The following is a 21,968-nucleotide window of genomic DNA, read 5'->3' as shown; positions in this document are numbered from 1 at the left end:
AGACGTTCCTCCTAAAGATTAAAGGCTACCGCCTCAGACGGTAGCCTTTAATCATACCTCGGTAAGTGGTCGAAGGACCTCATTGACTTGCTGTAATCCAGCTGCGTTCTGCTCCTTCAAATAGAGGTTGTTCATCAGTCGAATTTGATCAAGTTTTGATAGAGAGATATAAACCTGATGCGCCTGACTGTGCTCGTCAAATATTTCCGCGGTTTTCACATTCAGCAGATAGTCCGTCTTCAGATTCAGCGTTGTATTATCAAGAATCGTTTTATTCTGCTGGTAGAGTGAACTCATTGCAGCAACGTCACCTGATGGCGAGCCATTTTGTACGACAGGAATTTGGATTGCGTCAATTTTCGTCAGCATGGCGGGAGGTTGTGAAGTGCAGCCCGCTAGCCAGAATGTCAACACCATAAGCAGCAGTTTACGCATTAGTTTTCCTGAGATAAATGAATATGCTGCTCATTATCTTTTTTCGCTGCGATATCGCGAGTGTTGATTTATCCATTTTTAAATGATGCGAAGTCTTGACGTCCAAATTTAAATTTAAATGACTTATCTTTTTCTCTGTATCTCTGCCGGTGCTAGCTTAATGCCATTGTTATTTTCGTTAGATGTCACCTGCCGCCGATTATTTATATCAATATTTTCTTTCCTGTGCGGCGAAATGTAAAAACAGAGGTTTTATGAAACTGAATAAAATGGTTGGCTGGATGGCTATTGCCGGCGTGTGCTCAACATCCCTGATTTCTCTGCCTGTTATGGCACAGGAAATGGGAAACGATGCCACGGTACAGACCAAAACGAGCAATGACGCGCTGTACAAAACCCTGCCGTTCGCCGACCAGACCGACTTTATGAATGCGCATAAGGGTTTTATTGCTCCACTGCCACAGGAGTTGATTAAAGGCGCAGCCGGCAACGTGGTATGGAATCCTCAGCAGTACAACTTCATCAAAGAGGGCGAGAAAGCACCGGATACCGTCAACCCGAGCCTGTGGCGTCAGTCTCAGCTGATCAACATCGGCGGCCTGTTTGAAGTCACCGACGGTGTCTACCAGATCCGTAATCTCGACCTCTCCAATATGACCATCATGGAAGGCAAAGAGGGGATCACGGTCATTGACCCATTGGTTTCCGCCGAAACGGCGAAAGTCGGGATGGACCTGTACTACAAAAATCGCGGTAAGAAGCCCGTTGTTGCGATTATCTATACCCACAGCCATGTGGATCACTACGGCGGCGTACGTGGCGTGGTGGATGAAGCCGACGTGAAATCCGGCAAGGTAAAAGTTTACGCGCCCGCAGGCTTTATGCAGGAAGCCGTGTCGGAAAACATTATGGCCGGGAATGCCATGAGCCGTCGTGCCAGCTACATGTACGGCAACCTGCTGAAGCCAGGGGTCAAAGGTCAGGTGGGCGCAGGGCTGGGAACCACCACGTCCGCAGGGACCGTGACGTTAATTGAGCCGACTGATTACATTACCCACACCGGGCAAAAAGAGGTCATCGATGGCCTGACCTATGACTTTATGATGGCGCCAGGCTCGGAAGCACCTTCAGAAATGCTGTGGTATGTGGAAGAGAAGGGGATGATCGAAGCGGCGGAAGACGTAACCCACACCCTCCACAACACTTACTCTCTGCGCGGCGCGAAAATTCGTGATCCGCTGGCGTGGTCGAAGTATGTCAATGATGTGATTGATCGCTGGGGCGGTAAGGCGAAAATTATTATCGCTCAGCACCACTGGCCGACCTGGGGCAATGAAAACGTCGTTAAGTTGATGAAAAGTCAACGCGATATGTATCGTTATATCAACGACCAGACGTTACGTTTGGCTAACCAGGGCCTGACCCGCGATGAAATTGCCGCTAACTTCAAGCTGCCGTCGGGCCTGGCAAACTCATGGGCCAGCCGCGGCTATTATGGCTCCGTGAGTCATGACGTGAAGGCGACCTACGTGTTTTACCTCGGTTGGTTTAATGGCAACCCGGCCACCCTCGACGAGCTGGCACCGACCGATGCCGCGAAGAAATATGTCGATTATATGGGCGGTGCGGATGCCATTATGCAAAAAGCGAAAGCTGACTACGCGCAGGGGCACTATCGCTGGGTGGCGCAGGTCACCAACCAAATCGTCTTCGCTGATCCGAGTAACCAGGCGGCACGTAATCTGGAGGCAGATGCGCTGGAACAGCTGGGTTATCAAGCTGAGTCAGGCCCGTGGCGTAACTTCTACCTGACCGGCGCGCAGGAACTGCGTAACGGCGTGGTGAAAGGACCTACGCCAAATACGGCCAGCCCGGATACCGTCAAGGCGATGTCGCCGGAGATGTTCTTCGACTATCTGGCGGTGCATATTAACGGCGAAAAGGCGGCCAACGCAAAAGCGGTGTTTAATGTCGATCTCGGCGGCGAGGGGGACAAATACAAGCTGGAGCTGGAAAACGGCGTGCTGAACCATAGTGCGAACGTTCAGGCCAGCAACCCGGACGCCACCATTGTGCTCAACCGCGAAACCCTCAACAAAATTATCCTGAAGCAAGAATCGCTGCAGCAGGCGGAAGCGCAGGGCGACGTACGCGTCACCGGCAATCATGCGAAGCTGGACGAGATGCTAAGCTATATGGATAAATTCGAATTCTGGTTCAATATGGTGACGCCATAAGCGTTCAGGAGAGCCCGGACGAGGCGAGAACGCTGATGCCGGGCATTGACGATAGTCCGTTACGCGCCAGAGCTGGCGCGTACCACCAGTTCTACCGGCAGCAGAACGTTGGTTTCCATTTGCCCGGACAACAATACCGCCAGCGCTTCGCGCCCCAATCGCTGCTTATCGACCGCAATGGTGGTTAACGGCGGCTGCGACCATGCCGCAGGTTCAATATCATCAAACCCCACCAATGCAATGTCTTGTGGCACGCGTAGCCCACGTTCGGCGCACACCGCTAACACCAGCAGCGCGGTGGCATCGTTGTAGGCAAAAATCGCATCCGGCGGCTCGGCGAGATCGAAAAGCTCGTGAATGGCGCGCACCAGGGATTGCTCGGTATCAAGTTGCGGTAGCGCGATGGCCTCGTACTCCGGAGGCATCAGCAGCTGAGCCTCATACAGCGCCTGGCGATAGCCTTTTTCACGCTGACGGATACTGTAGTGTGACAGCGTGCTGGCGAGAAAAGCGATGCGCTTACGCCCCAGCGACAACAAATGACGGGTGGCAAGGTAGCCGCCCTGCATATTATCGGGGTTGATGCAGGGCAGACCCGGCGACCAGAGATCGACCAGGACCAGCGGCAGCTTTAGCTGTTCCAGCAGGGCTATTAGCTCTGGCTCAAAAAAACCGGCGCAGATTAGCGCATCAGGCTGGTGAAGCATCACCTGTTCAGCCAGCGCGTCACCGGGGCCGGTTGCCAGAAAACTCAAGGCGATACCCTGTTCACGACACTCGGCCTCAATGGCCAAAAACAGCGGCGAATAGAAGGGCAGCGCGCGGTTGATATTGTGTTGCCGATGGAGCAAAAACAGAACGCGTTTTATTTTATCGCTGCGCAGGCGCGAAAAATCGTAACCCTGCTGCTCGGCAGCGGCGATGATGCGCTGCCGAGTTTCCTCGCGCAGGCCGGGTTGACCTTTCAGTGCGCGGGATACCGCTCCTGGCGATACGCCGCACGCGGCGGCAATATCGCGAATTCTGACTGCTTTAGCCATCTCTCTCTCGATGTGTGTTATCGACGCTGCGCCCCAAGCCAGGCTGCGCCACGCACGCCGCTGCTGTCACCATGACGCGCCTGTACGACAGGGGTGCAGCATTGCTTACCAAAGACATACTGCGCAATGCGTTCCTGCAGGCCGGTATACAGCTGTGGAATATTCGACACCCCGCCGCCAAGCACGATGACATCCGGATCGAGGGTATTCACGATTCCCGCTAGCGCGCGCGCCACCTGGTCCTGATAGCGATCCCATAGCGCGGCAATCACCGTATTCCCCGCATTCAGCTGAGCAATAATTTCCGGTACCTTATCATGTTTACTAAATATCTGGAAATATTGCCTTTCCAGGCCGCTGCCGGAGATAAAACTCTCGATACAGTTGGTTTGCCCACAGTAGCAAACCTCGCTGGCACCGTCTTTCTCGGGGTGATAGTGAGGAAGCGCGTTGTGCCCCCATTCGCCAGCACAGGCATTGGGCCCGGTAATCAAACGGTTGTCGACGCACAGACCGCCACCGCACCCGGTGCCTAAGATAACGCCGAAGACGACGTCGTAGTCTTTACCTGCGCCGTCGATGGCTTCCGATAAGGTAAAGCAGTTAGCGTCATTGGTCACGGCGACGGGCATGGCAAGTTGCTGCTCGAGGTGCTGGACAAATGGCTGCTGATTTAGCACCAGAATGTTCGAATTTTTAATTAAACCGTCGCGGCCTGCGGCGCCCGGTATTCCCAGACCTATGGCGATATTGTGTTGTGTGGCGTCGCGCGCAGCATGAATGGCGCTGATGACAGCCTGCAAGAAATCCTCATAGCGCTGTTTTGGCGTAGCGTAGCGCTGCCGATAGATGATTTCCCCCCCATCATCTAATACCACTGCCTCTATCTTTGTCCCGCCGATATCCAGTCCTAATCTCATGGTTGCTGTCCTGTTGTTGGAAACGATGGCGGAAGTGTAGAACTTTTGTTTACTATACAGAATATGTAATGCGGAAAAATGTGAGATGGAGAGGTTGGAAAGGCGACAAATTAACAGGATGAAGTGAGAGTACGTATAGTGGACAAGCTGGGAGGGTATAAAAAAGGCCCTGAAGAGTCAGGGCCTGAAGAGTGATTAGAAGTGGTAACTTACGCCTGCCTGGACGCTGGCATCGTTATCCACATCGCCGGTACCGAAGTACACGCCGGTATTCAGAGAGAAATCTTTACCGATGGTGGTATTAATCCCTGCGCCGAAGATACCCATGGTGGCGTTATGACCGTTGGTGTTGTGATAGTCCGCCGCTTTGATATCGGTGTTATCGCTAAACTCGGTTTGATAGCGCGCATCCAGCCATGGATACAGCTCAACGTTTTTATTGAGATCCGCCAGTTTGGTGGTCACCCGCATACCAATGCCGGTGTTCCATTCCGATACCTGGCTGTCGCCGAAGGTGATGGCCTGGTCAGAGAAGCCGTCTTCCTGCGCTTTATCCCAGCCGAGGGTTGCATAAGGCTGGATAACGGTTTCACCTGGCAGTACGACGTTAACGCCCGCCCGCGCTTGGGTGGTGTACAGATTGCCGTCGGAAGACCCGTCCAGTGCCTGGGTCATGCCGGTCGTGGCGTTGCTAACGTTGTTGGCTGAAGTGGAATAGCGCATATCGCCATAGCTGAAGCTGCCGTCAACGAACATGCCCCACAGATTGTCATGCAGCGACTGTTGCCAGCCACCGTACACGCTGTAGTAGTTGCCATAGACGCTGTCGTTAAAGTTGTTGCTACCGCCGTTGGTGCTGCGGTCACGGCTGCGGGTCCAGCCCAGAGCGATACCGCCGGTCAGGCTGTCGCCATTGTTCAGATGCGTGGTCCAGTCCACACCGCCCTGTACGCCCTGAGTAATATCTTTATAGTCAACGTCATCGCTGTAATCGCCGTTCTGGTAGAGGAAATCACCCCAGACCTGCGCACCATCAACGCCGTGGCCGAACAGATTCTGCAAGTGTACCTGGGTCAGGCGGTTCGCCAGATCGTCGGTGATCATGCGGCCGGCTTGTTTGGCGGCATCCAGACCGGCGATCATCCCCTGCACGTCGCTGGCGAGGTCGCCGCGAGAGCTGCTGAACATGACGTTGTACACGGTATCGTTGTTGGCTTGCAGCAGGCCGTTGGACACCGTGCTCGGCTGCGCTTGCTGCGTCAGGCTGTTGTTGTAGTTGTAAGCCCCGTTGCGGCTTTCAACCTGCTGTGCACCGTTGCTGAAGGCGACGGAGACGGCATTCGATGGGTTGCTGGCGCTGGTGGTATAGGTAGCAATCGCCAGATTCTGCTGGTTTGCGGTGCTCATCGAGGTGTTGCTGACCACCAGATTGCTGTTCGCTGTCGCGCCAACGGTGCCTAAGTTCACCAGGCTGTCGGAAGACATATTGACCTGTACGTTACTACCGGTGGTGTTGGTTACAAACAGCGTAGAACCGGATTGGATATTCCAGGTGGTGTTATCTTCAATGGTATCAACGGTCAGGCTGTTATTACCTGCGGTGTTGACGGTTTCGAACTGAGCGATAGACCCATCAACTGAGCTCCCCGCATCCAGGGAAAGCGTATCGGCGCCCGTACCGCCGTCGACAGTGCCAGTCACATGTGAATTATTCGCTAATGTGATGGAATCATTACCCGTGCCGGTGGTGATATTGCCATTGACCGTCGCATTGTTCAGTGCGACAGCGGTGTTGCCTTCATTCGTCGCATCAATGTTGCCCGTTAATGTGCTGTCGCTCATTGATACGGTTGCGGCGCTGTGATCGGCGAGGATGATATCGCCAGTAACGTTGCTGTTTCCGCTCAGGTTTAGGCTTGCAGTGGAACTGCTGCCGGTGCCTACCATGGCAATATCACCGGTAACTTTACTATTGCTCAGCGCAACGCTTGAAGCCTGAGTGCCGGATACGCCCATGGCGATGGTGCTACCGTTCAGCAGATTATCAATGGTGGACGCATTGCTATTGCCAGAGATATTATCTTCAAAATATTTTAAAAGCGTTTTGTCTGTCGGTTCGCTGGCCGAGCCAACGACAGTACTATTCTCCAGAGTAATGGTATTATTGCCGCCATTACTCATAGCATAAATGGCTCCCGTTGAACCATTTGTACCGCCAATCGAGCTGTCGGACATCGAGATATTATTATCCCCGCCCGTGACAGCATACACAGAGCCCATTAGCGAGCTGCCATTTTTGATGCTGATATTATTGGTACCAGCGTTAGATCCGGAGTCGACAAAGAGTGCCGCGCCGTCCATGTAAGCTTTGTTACCCTGGGCTGGTTTGTAACCATATGCCGTGCTGTCGTCTTCGCCGTTTAAGGTCGAGTTATTAATTGCCAGGTTAACGTTTGTAGAATCACCGCTAGTATTATTACCAGCTTCAATCATATCGGTGGTGGCATTATTCAGGGTGATATTTTTGGTGCCAATATAACCACCTTGAATATATGTTCCGGACATATCGGTACCATTTACCGTTAAGGACTGCGTATCTCCGGCTGTCTGATCCCACAGGTATATCGCGTTGCTATTCTGGGCGTCACTCATAATGGCAGAGCCATTATTGTTTACAAAAATCAATGAGGTGCCGTTTGGTCCTGGGCTGGTTTTATCCTGAAAGCCACAGGTCGTTGTTGATGTACCGGTGCAGGGATCGGTTTGGTCAGCGAGCGCAGAACCTGAGATTGCCGAAAGAGACAGAAGAATGCACTGGGAAAGCAGTGTCAATCGAGCTGTATGACGCATTTTAAAAGTCCTTCATATTGTTTTGTGATAATGACGGACAGAGTATTATTTGAATTAACGATTTTATTAATTCGATAAATGTAATGTTATGTATTGAGTAGGTTGTTATTTTTAATGTTTATTCTTCAGGTGAATAGGACGTTAGCCCTAATCCTATATTTACTCAATGAATGTATTTGATCAATAAATGAGCGAAATCGCGTATTCTGGTCGAATTTCCTGAGGTTTAATTATAAATAAATCATGGTTTGCGTTTAATTGACGTTAATTGATAAATGCATTACGTTTCGTTTTTAGATGTATTGTACAGAATTGAAATATTTTCTTACCGCCATAAAAAAAGCTAGCATTGAATAAATGCTAGCTTGATATCAGAAAAAGATATTAATCAAGGCAGAGCGATAGATTATCGCTGCGCACACCCCGCGCACTGCTTGTTCTGTATCTGCTGGAAGAAATCATTCCCTTTATCATCCACCAGAATAAACGCCGGGAAGTTCTCTACCTCAATTTTCCAGATGGCCTCCATACCCAGTTCCGGGTAGGCCACGCATTCCAGGCTCTTGATGCTGGTTTGCGCTAACACGGCGGCCGGGCCGCCGATGCTGCCAAGGTAGAAACCCCCGTGCTTGTGACAAGCGTCAGTTACCTGCTGGCTGCGGTTACCTTTCGCCAGCATCACCATGCTGGCACCGTGAGACTGCAGCAGGTCAACATAGGAGTCCATACGGCCTGCGGTGGTTGGGCCTAAGGAGCCGGATGCATAACCTTCTGGCGTTTTTGCCGGGCCGGCGTAGTAAACAGGATGGTCTTTGACGTATTGCGGCAGCGGTTCACCGTTATCCAGTAGCTCTTTTAGTTTCGCGTGCGCGATGTCACGGGCCACGATAATGGTGCCGTTCAGCGACAGACGGGTAGAGACCGGGTGAGCGGACAACTGGGCCAGAATATCGCTCATCGGCTGGTTGAGGTTGATGCTGACCGCATCGCCTTCACCCTGCTGACGCAGCGCCTCGGGAATATACTGCGCGGGATTGTGCTCCAGTTTTTCAATCCAGATACCGTCACGGTTGATTTTAGCCTTAATGTTACGGTCGGCAGAGCAGGAGACGCCCATCCCAATCGGACATGATGCGCCGTGACGCGGCAGGCGGATTACGCGGATATCATGGGCGAAATATTTACCGCCAAATTGCGCGCCAAGGCCGAGGTTACGCGCTTCTTCCATAAGCTCCTGTTCCAGCTTCACGTCGCGGAACGCCTGACCGTGTTCGTTACCTTCGGTCGGCAGACCGTCGTAGTAGCGAGTGGAGGCCAGCTTGACGGTTTTCAGCGTTGATTCTGCCGACGTCCCGCCGATAACAAACGCAATGTGATACGGCGGGCAGGCTGCTGTCCCCAGCGTACGCATCTTCTCAACCAGGTAATTTTTCAGTTTTGCCGGGGTGATCAGCGCCTTGGTTTCCTGATACAGATACGTTTTGTTCGCGGAACCGCCGCCTTTGGCGATACACAGGAATTTATATTCGTCGCCATCCACGCTGTAGAGGTCAATCTGTGCCGGCAGGTTAGTGCCGGTATTCACTTCTTTATACATGTCCAGCGCGGCATTCTGCGAATAGCGCAGGTTGTCGGAGATATAGGTGTTATACACGCCCTGCGACAGCGCGGCTTCATCGCCACCCCCGGTCCATACGCGCTGGCCCTTTTTCCCCATAATGATCGCGGTGCCGGTGTCCTGGCAGGTCGGCAGCACGCCTTTCGCGGCGATGTCGGAGTTACGCAGGAACTGCAGCGCCACGTATTTATCGTTTTCACTGGCTTCCGGATCGCTGAGGATGGCAGCAACCTGCTGCTGATGAGAAGGGCGCAGCATAAAAGCCGCATCGTGGAACGCCTGCTGGGCCAACAGCGTTAACGCTTCTGGCTCAACCTTGAGAACATCCTGACCGTCAAACTGGGCAACGGAGACGTGTTCACGGCTCAGCAGATAGTATTCGGTATCGTCATGAGACAGTGGGAAGGGGTCCTGGTAGACAAACGGTTTGTTCGACATAGCTCTTCACTCCATAAAAATAAAACCGCCGGAGGTTGCCCGCCGACGGTTATGAATCAGAACATCATAGACATCCACGGGTAGCCGATGACCAGCAGGGCGACCAGGAAGATGCCGCCAAAGATGGTGCCAAGGCGCCAGTAGTCTTTGGTTGGCAGATAGCCGCTGCCGTAGTAAATCGGGCTTGGGCCGGTGCCGTATGGGGTGATGATCCCCATGATACCCAGCGAGGTCACCATCAGCAGCACGAACACTTCCATATTCATACCCGGAATGGTCGAGGCAATGGTGAGCATTGCTGGCAGTAGCGCAGTGGTGTGCGCGGTGGTGCTGGCAAACAGGTAGTGCAGCAGATAGAACGCCAGCAGCAGCACGATGGTCGCTACGCCCGGCGAGATACCGCTCATCAGCATACCGCCTTCTTTACCCAGCCAGCCGATAAAGCCGGTGGAAGAGAGGCCGTCGGCCAGGGCCACAAGGGTAGCGAACCACACGAAGGTGTTCCACGCGGCTTTGTTGCCGGTAATGTCGTTCCACTCCAGCACACCGGTCCACAGCATCAGGCCGATGATCAGCAGGGCGGCCATTGCCGGTTCAATCCACGCCGCGGCGAAGATCCACATCATCAGCGCACAGCAGACAAACACCAGCAGCAGAATTTCATTGCGAGACAGTTTACCCAGTTTCTCCAGCTCACGAGCGGCCCACAGCGGCACCTCATCGTTCACCTTCACTTCCGGTGGGTAGAACCAGTAGGCCAGCAGCGGCATGGTGAGGATAAGCAGCACGCCGAGCGGCAGGAAGGCGATAAACCAGGTACCCCAGGAAATGTTGATACCGACAATACTTTTCACCAGCGCCAGCGCCAACAGGTTAGGGGCGAGGGCTGAGAGGAACATCGAGCTGGTTATACAAGCGGCGGTGATAGCCACCCACATCAGGTATGAGCCGATTTTGCGAGCGCTCGGATCGTTCGGTTTGGAGCCATACAGCGGCGGCAGGTTGGCGATAATCGGATAGATGGTCCCGCCGCTGCGCGCGGTGTTAGAGGGAGTAAACGGCGCCAGAAGCAGGTCCGCCAGCGTGATGGCATAGCCAAGCGTCAGGCTGCGGCGGCCCAGATATTTCACCAGAATCAGCGCCAGTCGGCGGCCAAAGCGGGTCTTATCGTAGCCGGCGGCAAACATAAAGGCGCCAAAGATCAGCCACACGGTAGAGTTACCAAAACCGCTGACCGCCCATTTAAAGGACGCACCCGCCAGATGGAATTTATCGGCAGCCATCTGTTCCGGGCTAAACAGCACCCATTGGCTGCACAGCGCGATGGCGACGACGCCAGTCAGGCCAATCACGGCGCCCGGCAGCGGTTCGAAGATAAGACCCACGATCACGCCGACGAAGATAGCAAAGTAGTGCCAGGCATAAGGAGGAAGCCCGTCAGGAACCGGGACGAAAAGTAACAGCACGGCCACGATAATGGGCAGGGCCATCATCACAAGACGGTTTTTCTTGCCGTCTTTCGGTTTACTCACCGGCGTCGGCGAGTGCGATGTCGCAGATTTCTCGTTCATATTACGCTTCTATAAGTAGTTAATAATTCGATTCGCAAAAACTGCCGGCTGCTTTTTTTAGTTTTTTTACTTTATTTATGTTTCAAAAGTACTGCGGGCAATTTCGAGTATAGGTAATTAACGCTATTTTATTTAGCGCCAATCTGAAAAATTCTTATATTCATATAATGCGCTTTTAAAGGCTATTGCAATTGATCGCGATCAAAAAAAGACAACCATGGTGTTATTTTTATGCTGCGATGAATAACCCTATTAGATTATAGGTTATTAACGACTCATGAAGGCGATGAAAATTATATATCGAGTGTTTTTAATGCCTTTGTTAATTATCATGTTATTGATTTTATTGTGTTTTATTCTGTCTTATAAGTGGTTTGTCCACTGATTTTGAAGTGGTATTTAGCACGGGTTATATTAAATAATTGTGAACGAATTATATTGTAATTAGTAACACCATGGAGGTATTCCTGTTATTCGAGGGATTAAATAGTTTTATAACTAACGTAATGACTTTAGTAACTAAAATTATCGCTATATTAATATCATGATATCGGCATAACAAATAACTCAAATGCAGCCCGATCCCGAATTCTTGAATTTAAATCTTTTAAAGTTTGGAGTTTATTCTTATGAACAGTGATCATCGCGTACTTAGCTCCTTTACCTTGCCCAATGGCACAGAGCTGAAAAACCGTCTGTTTATGGCGCCTATGACGACGTGTTCGGGTTATTTCGATGGCTCAGTCAGCAGCGAACTGGTGGAGTACTACCGTGCTCGTGCCGGGCGTATCGGTACCATCATCGTCGAATGCTGTTTTGTTGATGACTTAGGCCTGGCTTTCCCAGGGGCGCTGGGTATCGACAGCGACGATAAAATTGCCGGGCTGGCGAAAATTGCCGAAGCCATTAAATCTCAGGGTTCCAAAGCGCTGCTGCAAATTTATCACGGTGGCCGTATGGTTGATCCGAAGCTGATCGGTGGGCGTACACCGGTCGGGCCAAGCGCCGTGGCCGCACCGCGCGAAGGCGCTGCGACACCGGTCGCGCTGACCACGGCAGAAGTGGAAGGCATGGTGGGTAAATTTGGTGAAGCGGTACGCCGCGCTATCCAGGCCGGTTTCGACGGTGTGGAACTGCACGGTGCTAATACCTATCTGATTCAGCAATTCTATTCCCCAAACTCCAACCAACGCGACGACGAGTGGGGCGGCAGCCGTGACAACCGCGCCAAATTCCCGCTGGCGGTGCTGGAGATCACCCACAAAATGGTGCGCCAGTATGCGGATGATGCCTTTATTATCGGCTATCGCTTCTCGCCGGAAGAGATGGAAGTCCCGGGGATCCGCTTCGACGACACAATGTATCTGCTGGAAAAACTGGCCGCACGTGGCCTGGACTACCTGCACTTCTCCGTTGGCGCGACCCTGCGCCCGTCTATCGTTGAGACCAATGACCCGACGCCGCTGATTGAAAAATATGTGGCCATGCGCTCTGAAACGCTGGCGCAGGTACCGGTCATGGGCGTTGGCGGCGTGGTAAACGACAACGACATCGAGAGCGCAATGGAACACGGTTACGACCTGGTGGCCGTCGGCCGTGCCTGCATTGCATATCCGGACTGGGCGGACCGTATTGCGGATGGCCAGACGCTGGATCTGTTTATTGACAGCACCCAGCGTGAAGCGCTGAACATTCCGGAACCGTTGTGGCGCTTCTCGCTGGTGGAAGCGATGATCCGCGATATGAGCATGACGGTGTCGAAATTTAAGCCGGGCGTGTTTGTGGAGACCGTTCAGGATGATGCCGGTGAACTGGTCATTAACGTAAGCCTGGAAACCGACCGTATTGCCGATATCGAGCTGACCGGTGGCGTCGATCAGGACGTTGAGTTCGTCACCAGCTTTGAAGAGATCCGTTCCCGTATTCTCGACGCGAATACACCACATGTTGACGCCATTTCCGGTGCAACCAGCCAGAGCGAGGCGGTGAAAAAAGCGGTCTCCAAAGCGATGGTGAAATCCAGTAAAGCGCTGGTGGCGGAAGAGGGCGGCGATGCCGCTGCGCCAAAAGCCTACGACGTGGTCGTCGTTGGCAGCGGTGGCGCCGGTCTGGCGGCGGCGATTCAGGCTCATGATGATGGCGCGAGCGTGCTGATCGTCGAAAAAATGCCGACTATCGGTGGTAACACGATTAAAGCTTCTGCCGGGATGAACGCGGCGGAAACCCGCTTCCAGCGCGTGAAAGGTATTCAGGATAGTAAAGAACTGTTCTACGCCGAAACGCTGAAGGGCGGTAAAAACAAAAACAACCCGGCGCTGTTGCACCGCTTTGTGGAAAATGCACCGCAGGCGATCGAATGGCTGGCGGATCGCGGCATCATGCTGAACGATATCACCACCACGGGGGGGATGAGTATTGACCGAACTCACCGCCCGAAAGACGGTTCTGCCGTTGGTGGTTATCTCATCAGTGGCCTTGTGCGTAACGTCACGAAACGCGGGATTGATGTCATGCTCGACACTTCGGTAGTCGATATTGTGATGGAAGGCGGCGAAGTGGCGGCGGTGCGTCTGCTGACCGACGAACAGGAAAGCGTCACCATTCCGACTCGTAGCATCATCGTGGCGACCGGCGGTTTCAGTGCTAACAGCGAGATGGTGGTGAAATACCGTCCGGATCTGGCGGGCTTCGTAACTACCAACCACAAAGGCGCAACCGGCGGCGGCATTGCATTGCTGGAGCGTATTGGTGCTGGCACGGTGGATATGGGCGAAATCCAGATTCACCCGACGGTGGAACAGAAAACCTCTTATCTGGTGTCGGAATCCATCCGCGGCGGCGGCGCAATTCTGGTGAGCCAGCAAGGCAACCGCTTCTTTAACGAAATGGAGACCCGCGATAAAGTCTCTGCGGCGATCATTGCGCTGCCGGAACATTACGCCTATATCGTCTTTGACGAACACGTCCGTAGCAAAAATAAAGCAGCGGATGAGTATATCGCCAAAGGTCTGGTGACCAGCGCCAGCACGGCGAGTGAACTGGCGGCTAAACTCGGATTAGACGAAGAGACTTTCCTGGCCACGCTTGCCCGCTATAACGATGCCGTGGCGAAACAGGACGACGAAGAGTTTGGTCGTAAAACTGCGCTGCGTGCACCGATTAATGAAGGGCCGTTCCACGCGATTCAGATTGCGCCGGGCGTACACCACACCATGGGTGGGGTAACCATTAATACCGAAACTCACGTGCTGAATGCGCAAAAACAGGTGATTCCAGGCGCTTATGCTGCCGGTGAAGTGGTCGGTGGTATTCACGGTGGCAACCGTATTGGCGGAAACGCCGTTGCTGATATTATTATCTTTGGTACGCTTGCCGGCCATCAGGCGGCGTTGCGCGCGCAGCAGGTACCCTGGGCCATGCTGGAATCAGCATAACGAACGGATGGCACAGTCCCATAGCCCGGCGTTGCCGGGCTATTTCAGCTGAAGTGAAGGGGGATTTTGATGTCAGATACCACTCGGGTATACAGTTATTCCGCGATTCTGATGGGCTCGCCCATCCTGCTAAAACTCTTCGTCCACGACGAGGCGCTCGCCTCCCGCGTGTTCCGTCTGATTAAACAGTATGAAGATCTGCTGACCGTAAACCGTGCTCAGTCGCAGGTGATGGATATCAATCATGCGGCGGGCCAACGTGCGGTGAAGGTCAGTAGCCCGGTTTACGCCCTGATCAAATGCGCAAAAGCGGCAAGCGAGCTACCACAGAGCGCTTTTAACCTGGCGATTGGGCCGTTGGTGAAGCGCTGGCGGATTGGCTTTAAGGGCGACAGCGTGCCGCCAGCGGATGAAATTACGCATCTGCTGACGCTGACCAGGCACGAGCAGGTCATCCTCAACGACGACGATGAGAGCGTTTTTCTGGCGCAGCCGGGAATGGAGATCGATCTCGGTGCGATCGCCAAAGGGTATATTGCCGACCGTGTGCGCGATTTTTTACGTCAGGAAGGCGTGGCGCAGGGGCTTATCAATCTTGGCGGTAACGTACAAACGCTGGGCATGCCGGAGGGCGGGTGGTCAATTGGCCTGAAAAAACCGTTCTCTACCGCAGGCGCGATGATTGGCACGCTCGACGTCGAAAACAAGTCGGTCGTGACCTCCGGTGTTTATGAGCGATTTTTTGAACAAGACGGCCAGCTGTATCACCATATTCTCGACCCGCGTACCGGCTACCCACTGAATAACGAACTCAATAGCGTGACGATCGTTAGCGCAAACTCCATCGATGGTGATATCTGGACCACGCTGATGTATGGCATGGGGGTCGAAAAGGGCTGTGCGGCGCTGCGCGCAAGGCCGGATATTGAGGCGATTTTTGTGACGAAAAAGAAAGAGGTGATCCTGTCATCGGCCCACCTCTATCGTTTCACGCTGTTGGATAACGAGTATCGTCTTACTGACAGTACTGTTTGAGCAGGCCGTATTGTTCCGGCTGCAGGCGATAGCGATAGACTGGACGGCCTGTCGCCCCGTAGTGAATACTGGTAAAGAGAATGTTGATTTGGGCAAGCCAGATCAGATATTTACGGCATGACACGCGGGAAATATTCACCGCCTGCGCCAGATCGTCGGTGGAAAACTCCGTTTCCGGATGCGCATCAATCCACTGGCACAGCGTGCGCAGGGTCTGTGGCGTCAACCCTTTCGGCAGCCGTTTGGTGTCTGCCAGTTCGGGCGAGCCACCGTGCAGCAGGCGGTCGACATCGGCCTGTTCATAGTAGGCGTGACTCCCCATCAACTGCTTTTTCTCGCGCCAGCTCAGCAGCGCTTCTTCAAAACGCGGGAACTGGAAAGGCTTAATCAGATAGTCCACCACGCCGTAGCGCAGCGAAGTCTGAACGGTGGCGGCATCGGAGGCGGAGGAGATCATGATAACGTCAATCGCACGCCCGGCGTTACGCACCTCAGGCAGCAGATCCAGCCCGTTGTCCTGCTGCATATAAACATCCAGCAGGATCAGGTCGATAGACAGCGCAGGATCCAGCAGCTTGTCTCGCGCCTGCTGGAGTGTTGAAGCGATACCGCAGCAGGCAAAACCGTCCACCCTCTCGATATAGCAACGATTCAGGTCGGCCACCATGGCATCATCATCGACTATTAACACATTAATCACGCGCTGTTCCTCTCGCTATCCCACGGAATATGTACAAAAAATTGCGTAAATACGCCAGGCTCTGACTCGACGGAAAGCGTTCCGCCAAGGTTCTCCGTCTGCTGACGGGCCAGGAACAGCCCGACGCCGCGGTTTTCGCCTTTGGTTGAAAATCCTTTATTGAAAATAGCGTCGATGCGCACCGGGTCGATCCCCGGGCCATCGTCGCTGACTTCGGCGCTCAGCCAGCCATTCTGGTAGTGTAGCAGCAGGCCAATTTCACCTTCGCCTTGGCCGGCCATGGCGTCCAGGGCGTTCTCAATCAGGTTGCCAAGCACGGTCACCAGAACCGCCACCTGTTCTTCGTTTGGATTATCGGGCACCAGACTCTCTTCGGCCAGCGTCAGATTCACCCCCACGTCGCCCGCGCGGTTGATTTTACCCAGCAGGAAACCGGCAATAATCGGTGATTTTATTTTATGCTGCAGCGTACCAATATCCGCCTGATAGTTCTGAGCGGTCTGCAGAATGTAGTCTTCGAGCTTGTCGTAGCGCTTCATGTGCAGTAACCCAAGAATGACGTGCAGTTTGTTCATAAATTCATGGGAATGGGCGCGCAGGGCGTCGATGTAGTTGACCAGCCCATCCATACGCTGCATCAACTGACTAACCTCGGTTTTATCGCGGAAAGTGCCGATGGCGCCAATGACGCGCTTGTTGTTGCGCAGCGGAACGATGTTACACAGCAGCAGACGGCCGTTGCAGCCCATTTCACGGTCAGTCACCGGCGAGCCGCTGGCGAGCACTTCTTTGAGGTTAGTGAGCAGCGGCGCGTGTTGCTCAGCGCCTAATGCATGGGCATCAGCAGAAAAAAGAATGTGACGCGCAGCCTGATTAATCAGGGTCACACGGCCTTTGTCGTCAACGGCTATAACGCCTTCGCGCATGGATTGCAGCATGGCCTGGCGCTGCTCGAACATCCTGGAAATCTCATGCGGCTCGAAGCCAAACAGGATATTTTTCAGCACGCGCACCAGCCCCCAGATCCCCAGCGTGCCAACGACCGCGCTAAACAAGACGAACCAGATAGCGGTCCACCGCGCTGCGCTAATTTGTTCATCCACTTTCTGAAGTGAGATACCGACGATAGCCACGCCAATTTGCTGGTGTTGGTCATTGTAGATGGGCGTGAAGACGCGTAGCGCCTCGGCCAGTACGCCGTGGTTAATGGACAGATTCTCATGGCCTTTGAGCGCAGGCTGGAGATCGGCGCCGATAAAGTGCTGGCCAATCAGATGGGTGTTGGGGTGCGAGTAGCGCACCGCATCCATGTTGGTGATAACGGCATACAGCAGGCCATTGCGCTGCTGTACCGCTGTCGCAATCGGCTGAATGATATTGTGTTCAGGCGACCCGGTGAGCCCGCGTTTGATCTCCGGTGAATCAGCCAGCGTGCGGGCGATGGCAAAGGCCTTGTCCTGCAGGCCGGTGCGAGTCGCTTTAGTGATCTGCATGAAATAGAAGGCGTAAACCACCAAAAGGACGGAAATAATCACGCTGCACACCATTAGCGTCACCAGCGTACTGAGCTTCATCGGGCGCTTAGCCTGAGGTGGCTGTTGCGGCATATTGCGCATGAAAACCTTCTATTATCAACGGCAAAAAATCATTATCGCCGATGTATCCCTTTTCTTAAAGCCATCGTGTCCTGACAAAACCAAACCTTTCTTTGTGACCGTACTCGCAGAGCTTTCCATACAAAACACTTTAGTATTGTTGAAGAACCCATAATAAGGAGTCCGTTTATGAGCATTAAGCTTGCAGGTTCAGTCATGGAAAGACGCAGTTCGACAACCGCTGAAATTGACCGACTGTCCACTCACGATATGTTAAGTCTTATTAATCAAGATGATAAGATAGTTTCAGATGCTGTCACCTCCTGTCTTGATGAACTTACACGTCTGGTCGACCGCGCGGTGGCAACCTTAAGCCACGGTGGCCGGGTGGTGATTGTCGGCGCGGGCGCTTCGGGCCGTAACGCGGTGCTGGCCGCTAATGAGTACGCGCCGGATGAAAAACATCCGCTGGTGGGGCTGATCGCGGGCGGGGCGCTGGCGATGCTGCACGACATGCGCGAGGCGGGGCAGGACTATAACCGCGGTGTGTTGGATCTGCAGGCCATCGGGTTTACACAAAAAGACATGCTGATCGGGCTCTCCGTACGCGGCAAAACACCGTGGCTATGGGGCGCCATGCGCCATGCCTGGTCACTGGGGGCGACAAGGGCGCTGATTACCCGCAACGTGCACAGCGAAGCCGCCGAGCTCGCCGATATCGTCATTGCGCCGCAAACCGGCGCGGAAGTGGTGGCGGGCTATGGTAATCCAAAGGCGATTCTCGCGCAGAAGCATGTGCTCAATATGTTGACCACTGCGTTGGCCGTCCGTACTGGCCGGGTCTACAGCAATATGCGTGTTGATATTCGCGGAAACACGACGCAGATGATGGAGCGGCAGATTGCGATTGTGATGGAGGCGGGGGGCTGCACGCGCGCGGCGGCGAAAGCGGCGCTGGAAAGTTGTGACCATAACTGTAAAACAGCGGTACTGATGGTGCTTACCGGGATGGATGCCTGGAAAGCCCATGAACTGCTGGCGCAAAATAACGGCTTTGTGCGTCTGGCGCTGCAGGAAGCGCCGTAATCTGAAATCAGTAAAAAGCCCGCAAAATAATGCGGGCTTTGCTTATCGCGTACAGCTTAGAACTGGTAGGTCATGCCTACACCAACGATATCGTCGGTAGAGATGCCGTTGGCGCTGTAGAACTGTGAATCTTCATCCAGCAGGTTAATTTTGTAATCAACATAGGTGGAGAAGTTCTTGTTGAAGTAGTAGGTTGCACCCAGGTCAACATAGTTCACCAGATCCTGGTCGGTCAGGTAAGAACCGTTGCTGTTGGTGTGAACACCAACGTCTACGCCACGGGAGTAAACCCACGCCAGAGACGGACGCAGACCGAAGTCGAACTGATACTGTGCGGTGACTTCGAAGTTTTGCGTTTTGTTGGCAATACCATCATCGCCAAACGGCGTCATGTTGCGGGTTTCCGCATACATCATTGCCAGATAAACGTTGTAGGCGTCGTATTTCGCACCAACGGTCCAGACGTCAGCTTTATCGCCGCCGGCGCTTACACTACCGTTTTTACCGTTACCATAGCGATTGTTAACACCAGCATAGGCAACCTGATCGTTGGTACGATCGGATGTTGCGTAGGCTGCGCCAATGCTTAAACCCTGTAATTCAGGGACCGCATCAGCGAAATCAAACGTTGTGGACATGCTGTAGCCATCACCGTTCTGGAAACGAACGCTGTTATGACCATTTTTAGTCCCTTCCTGGTTGTTTGAACCGCTTTCGTTAGCGCCCTGATACTGCAGCGCAAAGTTCCAGCCGTTGACCAGACCGAAGAAATCGCTGTTACGGTAGGTTGCTACGCCGTTGGTACGGCCAACCATAAAGTTGTCGGTCCAGGTGTAAGAGTCGCCGCCGAATACCGGCAGCATATCGGTCCAGCCTTCAATGTCGTATACGGTACCGTAGTTACGGCCATAATCGAAGGAACCAAAGTTGGCAAACTTCAGGCCAGCAAACGCCAGGCGGTTGAAGGATTTGTCACCAGCGCCTTCGGTGTCGTTAGCGTAGGTTTTGTATTCCCACTGGCCGTAGCCAGTCAGGTCGTTGGTAATCTGGGTTTCGCCTTTGAAACCGATTTGCACGTAGGTTTCATCGCCGTCATCGCCAGCGTTGTCGGAAAATGTGTGACGTGCGTCGACCTTACCGTACAGATCAACTTTATTGCCGTCTTTATTATACATTTCCGCCGCATTTACCGCGCCTGCCATTAATAAGGCAGGAACCAGCAGTGCCAGTGCTTTAATTTTCATTATACTTTCCTTTGCATGATAACGCATGTGAATATAGTAACGTCATCCGGCGTTACGTGTTCGAATACTATATTGAGAGTTCAATTTATTTCAGGATATAAATGAAACAAAGTTATATTAAATATTTCAAAATATTTCTTTTATAATTAAAGTAATATATATGATGTTTTTTGTATTTTAAATTACCATGAAATTCATTTGTTTATGTGTTTTGCTGATGTGTGTTGATGTAATTATTAATGTTGAGTATGTTTTTATTGAAGGGCGCTACAGGCAAAAAAAATCCCGACTGCACTGGCATACAGTCGGGAAGGTCATAAAAAACTTCTTGATGCATAAACAAAAGGCTAATAACAAGCATGATAATGGCACGATAAAAATGAAAAATAAAGTCTTAGCGTTTCTTTTTTAATATAGAAATGATGAAGTTAATTATGATTAATAAATACTATTTTGTATGAGAACAGAATAAATAGTGGCGATTAACAATAAAGATACTGAGATTGTCCCTGTGCGCCGATACGGCGATGGCGGCACAGGCAGCGCAAACTTGCCAGAGATCAAGGTGGCGGCACTTCGTGGCCCACAGGTCGATCTGGAGACTATCTCGCGGCACGCAAATTGTTATAATGTGATTTGCGTCACATCATTAATGTGACGACCGTTTGAATGAATTGCATGACGAGAGTGTTTTTATGGAAGAAAGGACGAGCCGCGGACCAGGCGGTAAGCTGGCGCTGTGGGTCTTTTACGCGTTTTGCGGCTACTTTATCTGGGCAATGGGTCATTATATTTGGGTCATCAGCGATGTGCAGAGCATTCCCGGCGCCACCCTTGAGGGGGAAATGGGCTCGACCAGCGGCAAATGGCTTGGCGCGTTGTTGGGCTTTCTGGTTCTGAGCATTGTCGGCGGGCTGCTGGGCGGCATTGCGTGGTACACGCGCCCTCGTCGCTACGGGCAGGAAGAACGCCTGTAATCTTGCTATGCTGGGGGAAAATATTCACTCAGGCGACACCCAAAATGGATTTAACCGCATGGCAGCAGGACGTTGAGTTCTGGTTTGAACAACATGAGTTTCACGGCGATGCTTCACATGATATCGCCCATTTTCGCCGGGTGTGGCATACCGCCCGGCAGATAGCGGAAGGGCGGCCGGTCGATTTGCTCGTCATTCTGCTGGCCAGTTATTTTCACGACCTGGTGAGTCTACCGAAAAATCACCCTGATCGTGCGCAATCCTCACAGCTGGCGGCGCAGCGAACTTTAGACGTTCTGCGCCGCGATTTCCCCCATTTCCCCAGCGAACGTTATAGCGCTGTCGCTCATGCGATAGCGGCGCACAGCTTCAGCGCCAGGATCCCACCGCAAACGGAAGAAGCGCGAATTGTCCAGGATGCCGACCGGCTTGAGGCGCTGGGTGCCATCGGGCTGGCTCGCGTGTTTGCTGTCTCGGGTTCGATGAATACGGCGCTGTTCGATGCTGACGATCCCTTTGCCGATCGCCGGCCGTTAGATGACAAAACCTACGCGCTGGACCATTTCCAGACCAAACTGCTGCGCCTGCCTGCGACGATGCAAACTGAGAAAGGGCGGGAATTAGCGCAAAAGAATGCTGATTTCCTGGTGCACTTTATGGCAAAACTGAGCGCCGAACTGGCGGGCGACCCGCTGTCGCTGGATGCGGATGTGCTGCGGCGATTCGCGCCACAAGAATCCAGCAAACTGTGATAATCTCGCCTTTATTTGCGCTTTCTTTTTCCTTTT

15 protein-coding genes are annotated in these 21,968 nt (G+C 52.9%); 6 read left to right on the top strand and 9 right to left on the bottom strand.

What is annotated here, in order from left to right; translation table 11 throughout:
* Positions 1 to 51 precede the first annotated feature (51 nt).
* Positions 52 to 435, bottom strand: a complete 384-nt coding sequence (locus K7B04_RS20375; protein ID WP_223802865.1) for a hypothetical protein — start codon at positions 433 to 435, stop codon at positions 52 to 54.
* A 254-nt stretch (positions 436 to 689) separates the two neighbouring features.
* Here K7B04_RS20375 and K7B04_RS20370 point away from each other — a divergent pair, with 254 nt between their 5' ends.
* Positions 690 to 2,672, top strand: coding sequence for an alkyl sulfatase dimerization domain-containing protein (locus tag K7B04_RS20370; protein WP_223802864.1), 1,983 nt, complete (start codon positions 690 to 692; stop codon positions 2,670 to 2,672).
* Positions 2,673 to 2,731: 59 nt separating this feature from the next.
* Here K7B04_RS20370 and K7B04_RS20365 read toward each other — a convergent pair whose 3' ends face one another.
* From K7B04_RS20365 to K7B04_RS20345, 5 genes are all read right to left on the bottom strand, one after another.
* The gene (locus K7B04_RS20365) at positions 2,732 to 3,712 is read right to left on the bottom strand and encodes a LacI family DNA-binding transcriptional regulator (protein ID WP_223802863.1); all 981 of its coding nucleotides are present in this window, start codon (positions 3,710 to 3,712) and stop codon (positions 2,732 to 2,734) included.
* Positions 3,713 to 3,729: 17 nt separating this feature from the next.
* The gene (locus tag K7B04_RS20360; protein WP_223802862.1) at positions 3,730 to 4,632 is read right to left on the bottom strand and encodes an ROK family protein; all 903 of its coding nucleotides are present in this window, start codon (positions 4,630 to 4,632) and stop codon (positions 3,730 to 3,732) included.
* Between the two features lie 195 nt (positions 4,633 to 4,827).
* The gene (locus K7B04_RS20355) at positions 4,828 to 7,197 is read right to left on the bottom strand and encodes an autotransporter domain-containing protein (protein WP_223802861.1); all 2,370 of its coding nucleotides are present in this window, start codon (positions 7,195 to 7,197) and stop codon (positions 4,828 to 4,830) included.
* 691 nt (positions 7,198 to 7,888) lie between these two features.
* On the bottom strand, positions 7,889 to 9,538 hold the full coding sequence (gene fumA, locus K7B04_RS20350) for a class I fumarate hydratase FumA (protein ID WP_163449331.1): 1,650 nt from the start codon (positions 9,536 to 9,538) through the stop codon (positions 7,889 to 7,891).
* 56 nt (positions 9,539 to 9,594) lie between these two features.
* Positions 9,595 to 11,109: an anion permease gene (locus tag K7B04_RS20345; protein ID WP_209438759.1), complete on the bottom strand. Its 1,515-nt coding sequence runs from the start codon at positions 11,107 to 11,109 to the stop codon at positions 9,595 to 9,597.
* Between the two features lie 629 nt (positions 11,110 to 11,738).
* Here K7B04_RS20345 and K7B04_RS20340 point away from each other — a divergent pair.
* Both K7B04_RS20340 and K7B04_RS20335 read left to right on the top strand, forming a co-directional pair.
* Entirely contained in the window at positions 11,739 to 14,543 is a 2,805-nt protein-coding gene (locus K7B04_RS20340) for a flavocytochrome c (protein ID WP_223802860.1), read from the top strand.
* A gap of 69 nt (positions 14,544 to 14,612) precedes the next feature.
* The gene (locus tag K7B04_RS20335; RefSeq protein WP_223802859.1) at positions 14,613 to 15,578 is read left to right on the top strand and encodes an FAD:protein FMN transferase; all 966 of its coding nucleotides are present in this window, start codon (positions 14,613 to 14,615) and stop codon (positions 15,576 to 15,578) included.
* Here the strand turns inward: K7B04_RS20335 and dcuR are convergent.
* Together dcuR and K7B04_RS20325 are read right to left on the bottom strand one after the other, a co-directional pair.
* Entirely contained in the window at positions 15,559 to 16,278 is a 720-nt protein-coding gene (dcuR, locus tag K7B04_RS20330) for a two-component system response regulator DcuR (protein ID WP_163448941.1), read from the bottom strand. The two genes, K7B04_RS20335 and dcuR, sit on opposite strands and share 20 nt — an antisense overlap.
* Positions 16,275 to 17,894, bottom strand: a complete 1,620-nt coding sequence (locus K7B04_RS20325; RefSeq protein ID WP_223802858.1) for a sensor histidine kinase — start codon at positions 17,892 to 17,894, stop codon at positions 16,275 to 16,277. The genes dcuR and K7B04_RS20325 overlap by 4 nt, the downstream gene beginning before the upstream one ends.
* Before the next feature lie 168 nt (positions 17,895 to 18,062).
* On the opposite strand from K7B04_RS20325, the gene K7B04_RS20320 reads away from it, so the two are divergent.
* Positions 18,063 to 18,959 carry an N-acetylmuramic acid 6-phosphate etherase gene (locus K7B04_RS20320; protein ID WP_223802857.1) on the top strand — a complete coding sequence of 299 codons (897 nt, stop codon included), beginning with the start codon at positions 18,063 to 18,065 and terminating at the stop codon, positions 18,957 to 18,959.
* Positions 18,960 to 19,015: 56 nt separating this feature from the next.
* Here the strand turns inward: K7B04_RS20320 and ompC are convergent, their stop codons facing one another.
* Positions 19,016 to 20,203: a porin OmpC gene (gene ompC, locus K7B04_RS20315; RefSeq protein ID WP_223802856.1), complete on the bottom strand. Its 1,188-nt coding sequence runs from the start codon at positions 20,201 to 20,203 to the stop codon at positions 19,016 to 19,018.
* A 695-nt stretch (positions 20,204 to 20,898) separates the two neighbouring features.
* On the opposite strand from ompC, the gene drpB reads away from it, so the two are divergent.
* Both drpB and K7B04_RS20305 read left to right on the top strand, forming a co-directional pair.
* Entirely contained in the window at positions 20,899 to 21,180 is a 282-nt protein-coding gene (gene drpB / locus K7B04_RS20310) for a cell division protein DrpB (protein ID WP_163448945.1), read from the top strand.
* A 44-nt stretch (positions 21,181 to 21,224) separates the two neighbouring features.
* Complete coding sequence (locus K7B04_RS20305) at positions 21,225 to 21,932, top strand: phosphohydrolase (RefSeq protein ID WP_163448946.1); 708 nt, start codon at positions 21,225 to 21,227, stop codon at positions 21,930 to 21,932.
* Positions 21,933 to 21,968 lie beyond the last annotated feature (36 nt).

This window comes from Kluyvera sp. CRP (assembly GCF_019930565.1).
Lineage (GTDB): Bacteria > Pseudomonadota > Gammaproteobacteria > Enterobacterales > Enterobacteriaceae > Kluyvera > Kluyvera georgiana_A.
This window is presented reverse-complemented; position numbering and strand designations above follow the sequence as displayed.

Bases quoted from the DNA above. Each gene is read 5' to 3' on its own strand.
- K7B04_RS20375 (WP_223802865.1), bottom strand. From the start codon at position 435: ATGCGTAAACTGCTGCTTATGGTGTTGACATTCTGGCTAGCGGGCTGC.
- K7B04_RS20370 (WP_223802864.1), top strand. From the start codon at position 690: ATGAAACTGAATAAAATGGTTGGCTGGATGGCTATTGCCGGCGTGTGC.
- K7B04_RS20365 (WP_223802863.1), bottom strand. From the start codon at position 3,712: ATGGCTAAAGCAGTCAGAATTCGCGATATTGCCGCCGCGTGCGGCGTA.
- K7B04_RS20360 (WP_223802862.1), bottom strand. From the start codon at position 4,632: ATGAGATTAGGACTGGATATCGGCGGGACAAAGATAGAGGCAGTGGTA.
- K7B04_RS20355 (WP_223802861.1), bottom strand. From the start codon at position 7,197: ATGTCCGGAACATATATTCAAGGTGGTTATATTGGCACCAAAAATATC.
- fumA (WP_163449331.1), bottom strand. From the start codon at position 9,538: ATGTCGAACAAACCGTTTGTCTACCAGGACCCCTTCCCACTGTCTCAT.
- K7B04_RS20345 (WP_209438759.1), bottom strand. From the start codon at position 11,109: ATGAACGAGAAATCTGCGACATCGCACTCGCCGACGCCGGTGAGTAAA.
- K7B04_RS20340 (WP_223802860.1), top strand. From the start codon at position 11,739: ATGAACAGTGATCATCGCGTACTTAGCTCCTTTACCTTGCCCAATGGC.
- K7B04_RS20335 (WP_223802859.1), top strand. From the start codon at position 14,613: ATGTCAGATACCACTCGGGTATACAGTTATTCCGCGATTCTGATGGGC.
- K7B04_RS20325 (WP_223802858.1), bottom strand. From the start codon at position 17,894: ATGCGCAATATGCCGCAACAGCCACCTCAGGCTAAGCGCCCGATGAAG.
- K7B04_RS20320 (WP_223802857.1), top strand. From the start codon at position 18,063: ATGAGCATTAAGCTTGCAGGTTCAGTCATGGAAAGACGCAGTTCGACA.
- ompC (WP_223802856.1), bottom strand. From the start codon at position 20,203: ATGAAAATTAAAGCACTGGCACTGCTGGTTCCTGCCTTATTAATGGCA.
- drpB (WP_163448945.1), top strand. From the start codon at position 20,899: ATGGAAGAAAGGACGAGCCGCGGACCAGGCGGTAAGCTGGCGCTGTGG.
- K7B04_RS20305 (WP_163448946.1), top strand. From the start codon at position 21,225: ATGGATTTAACCGCATGGCAGCAGGACGTTGAGTTCTGGTTTGAACAA.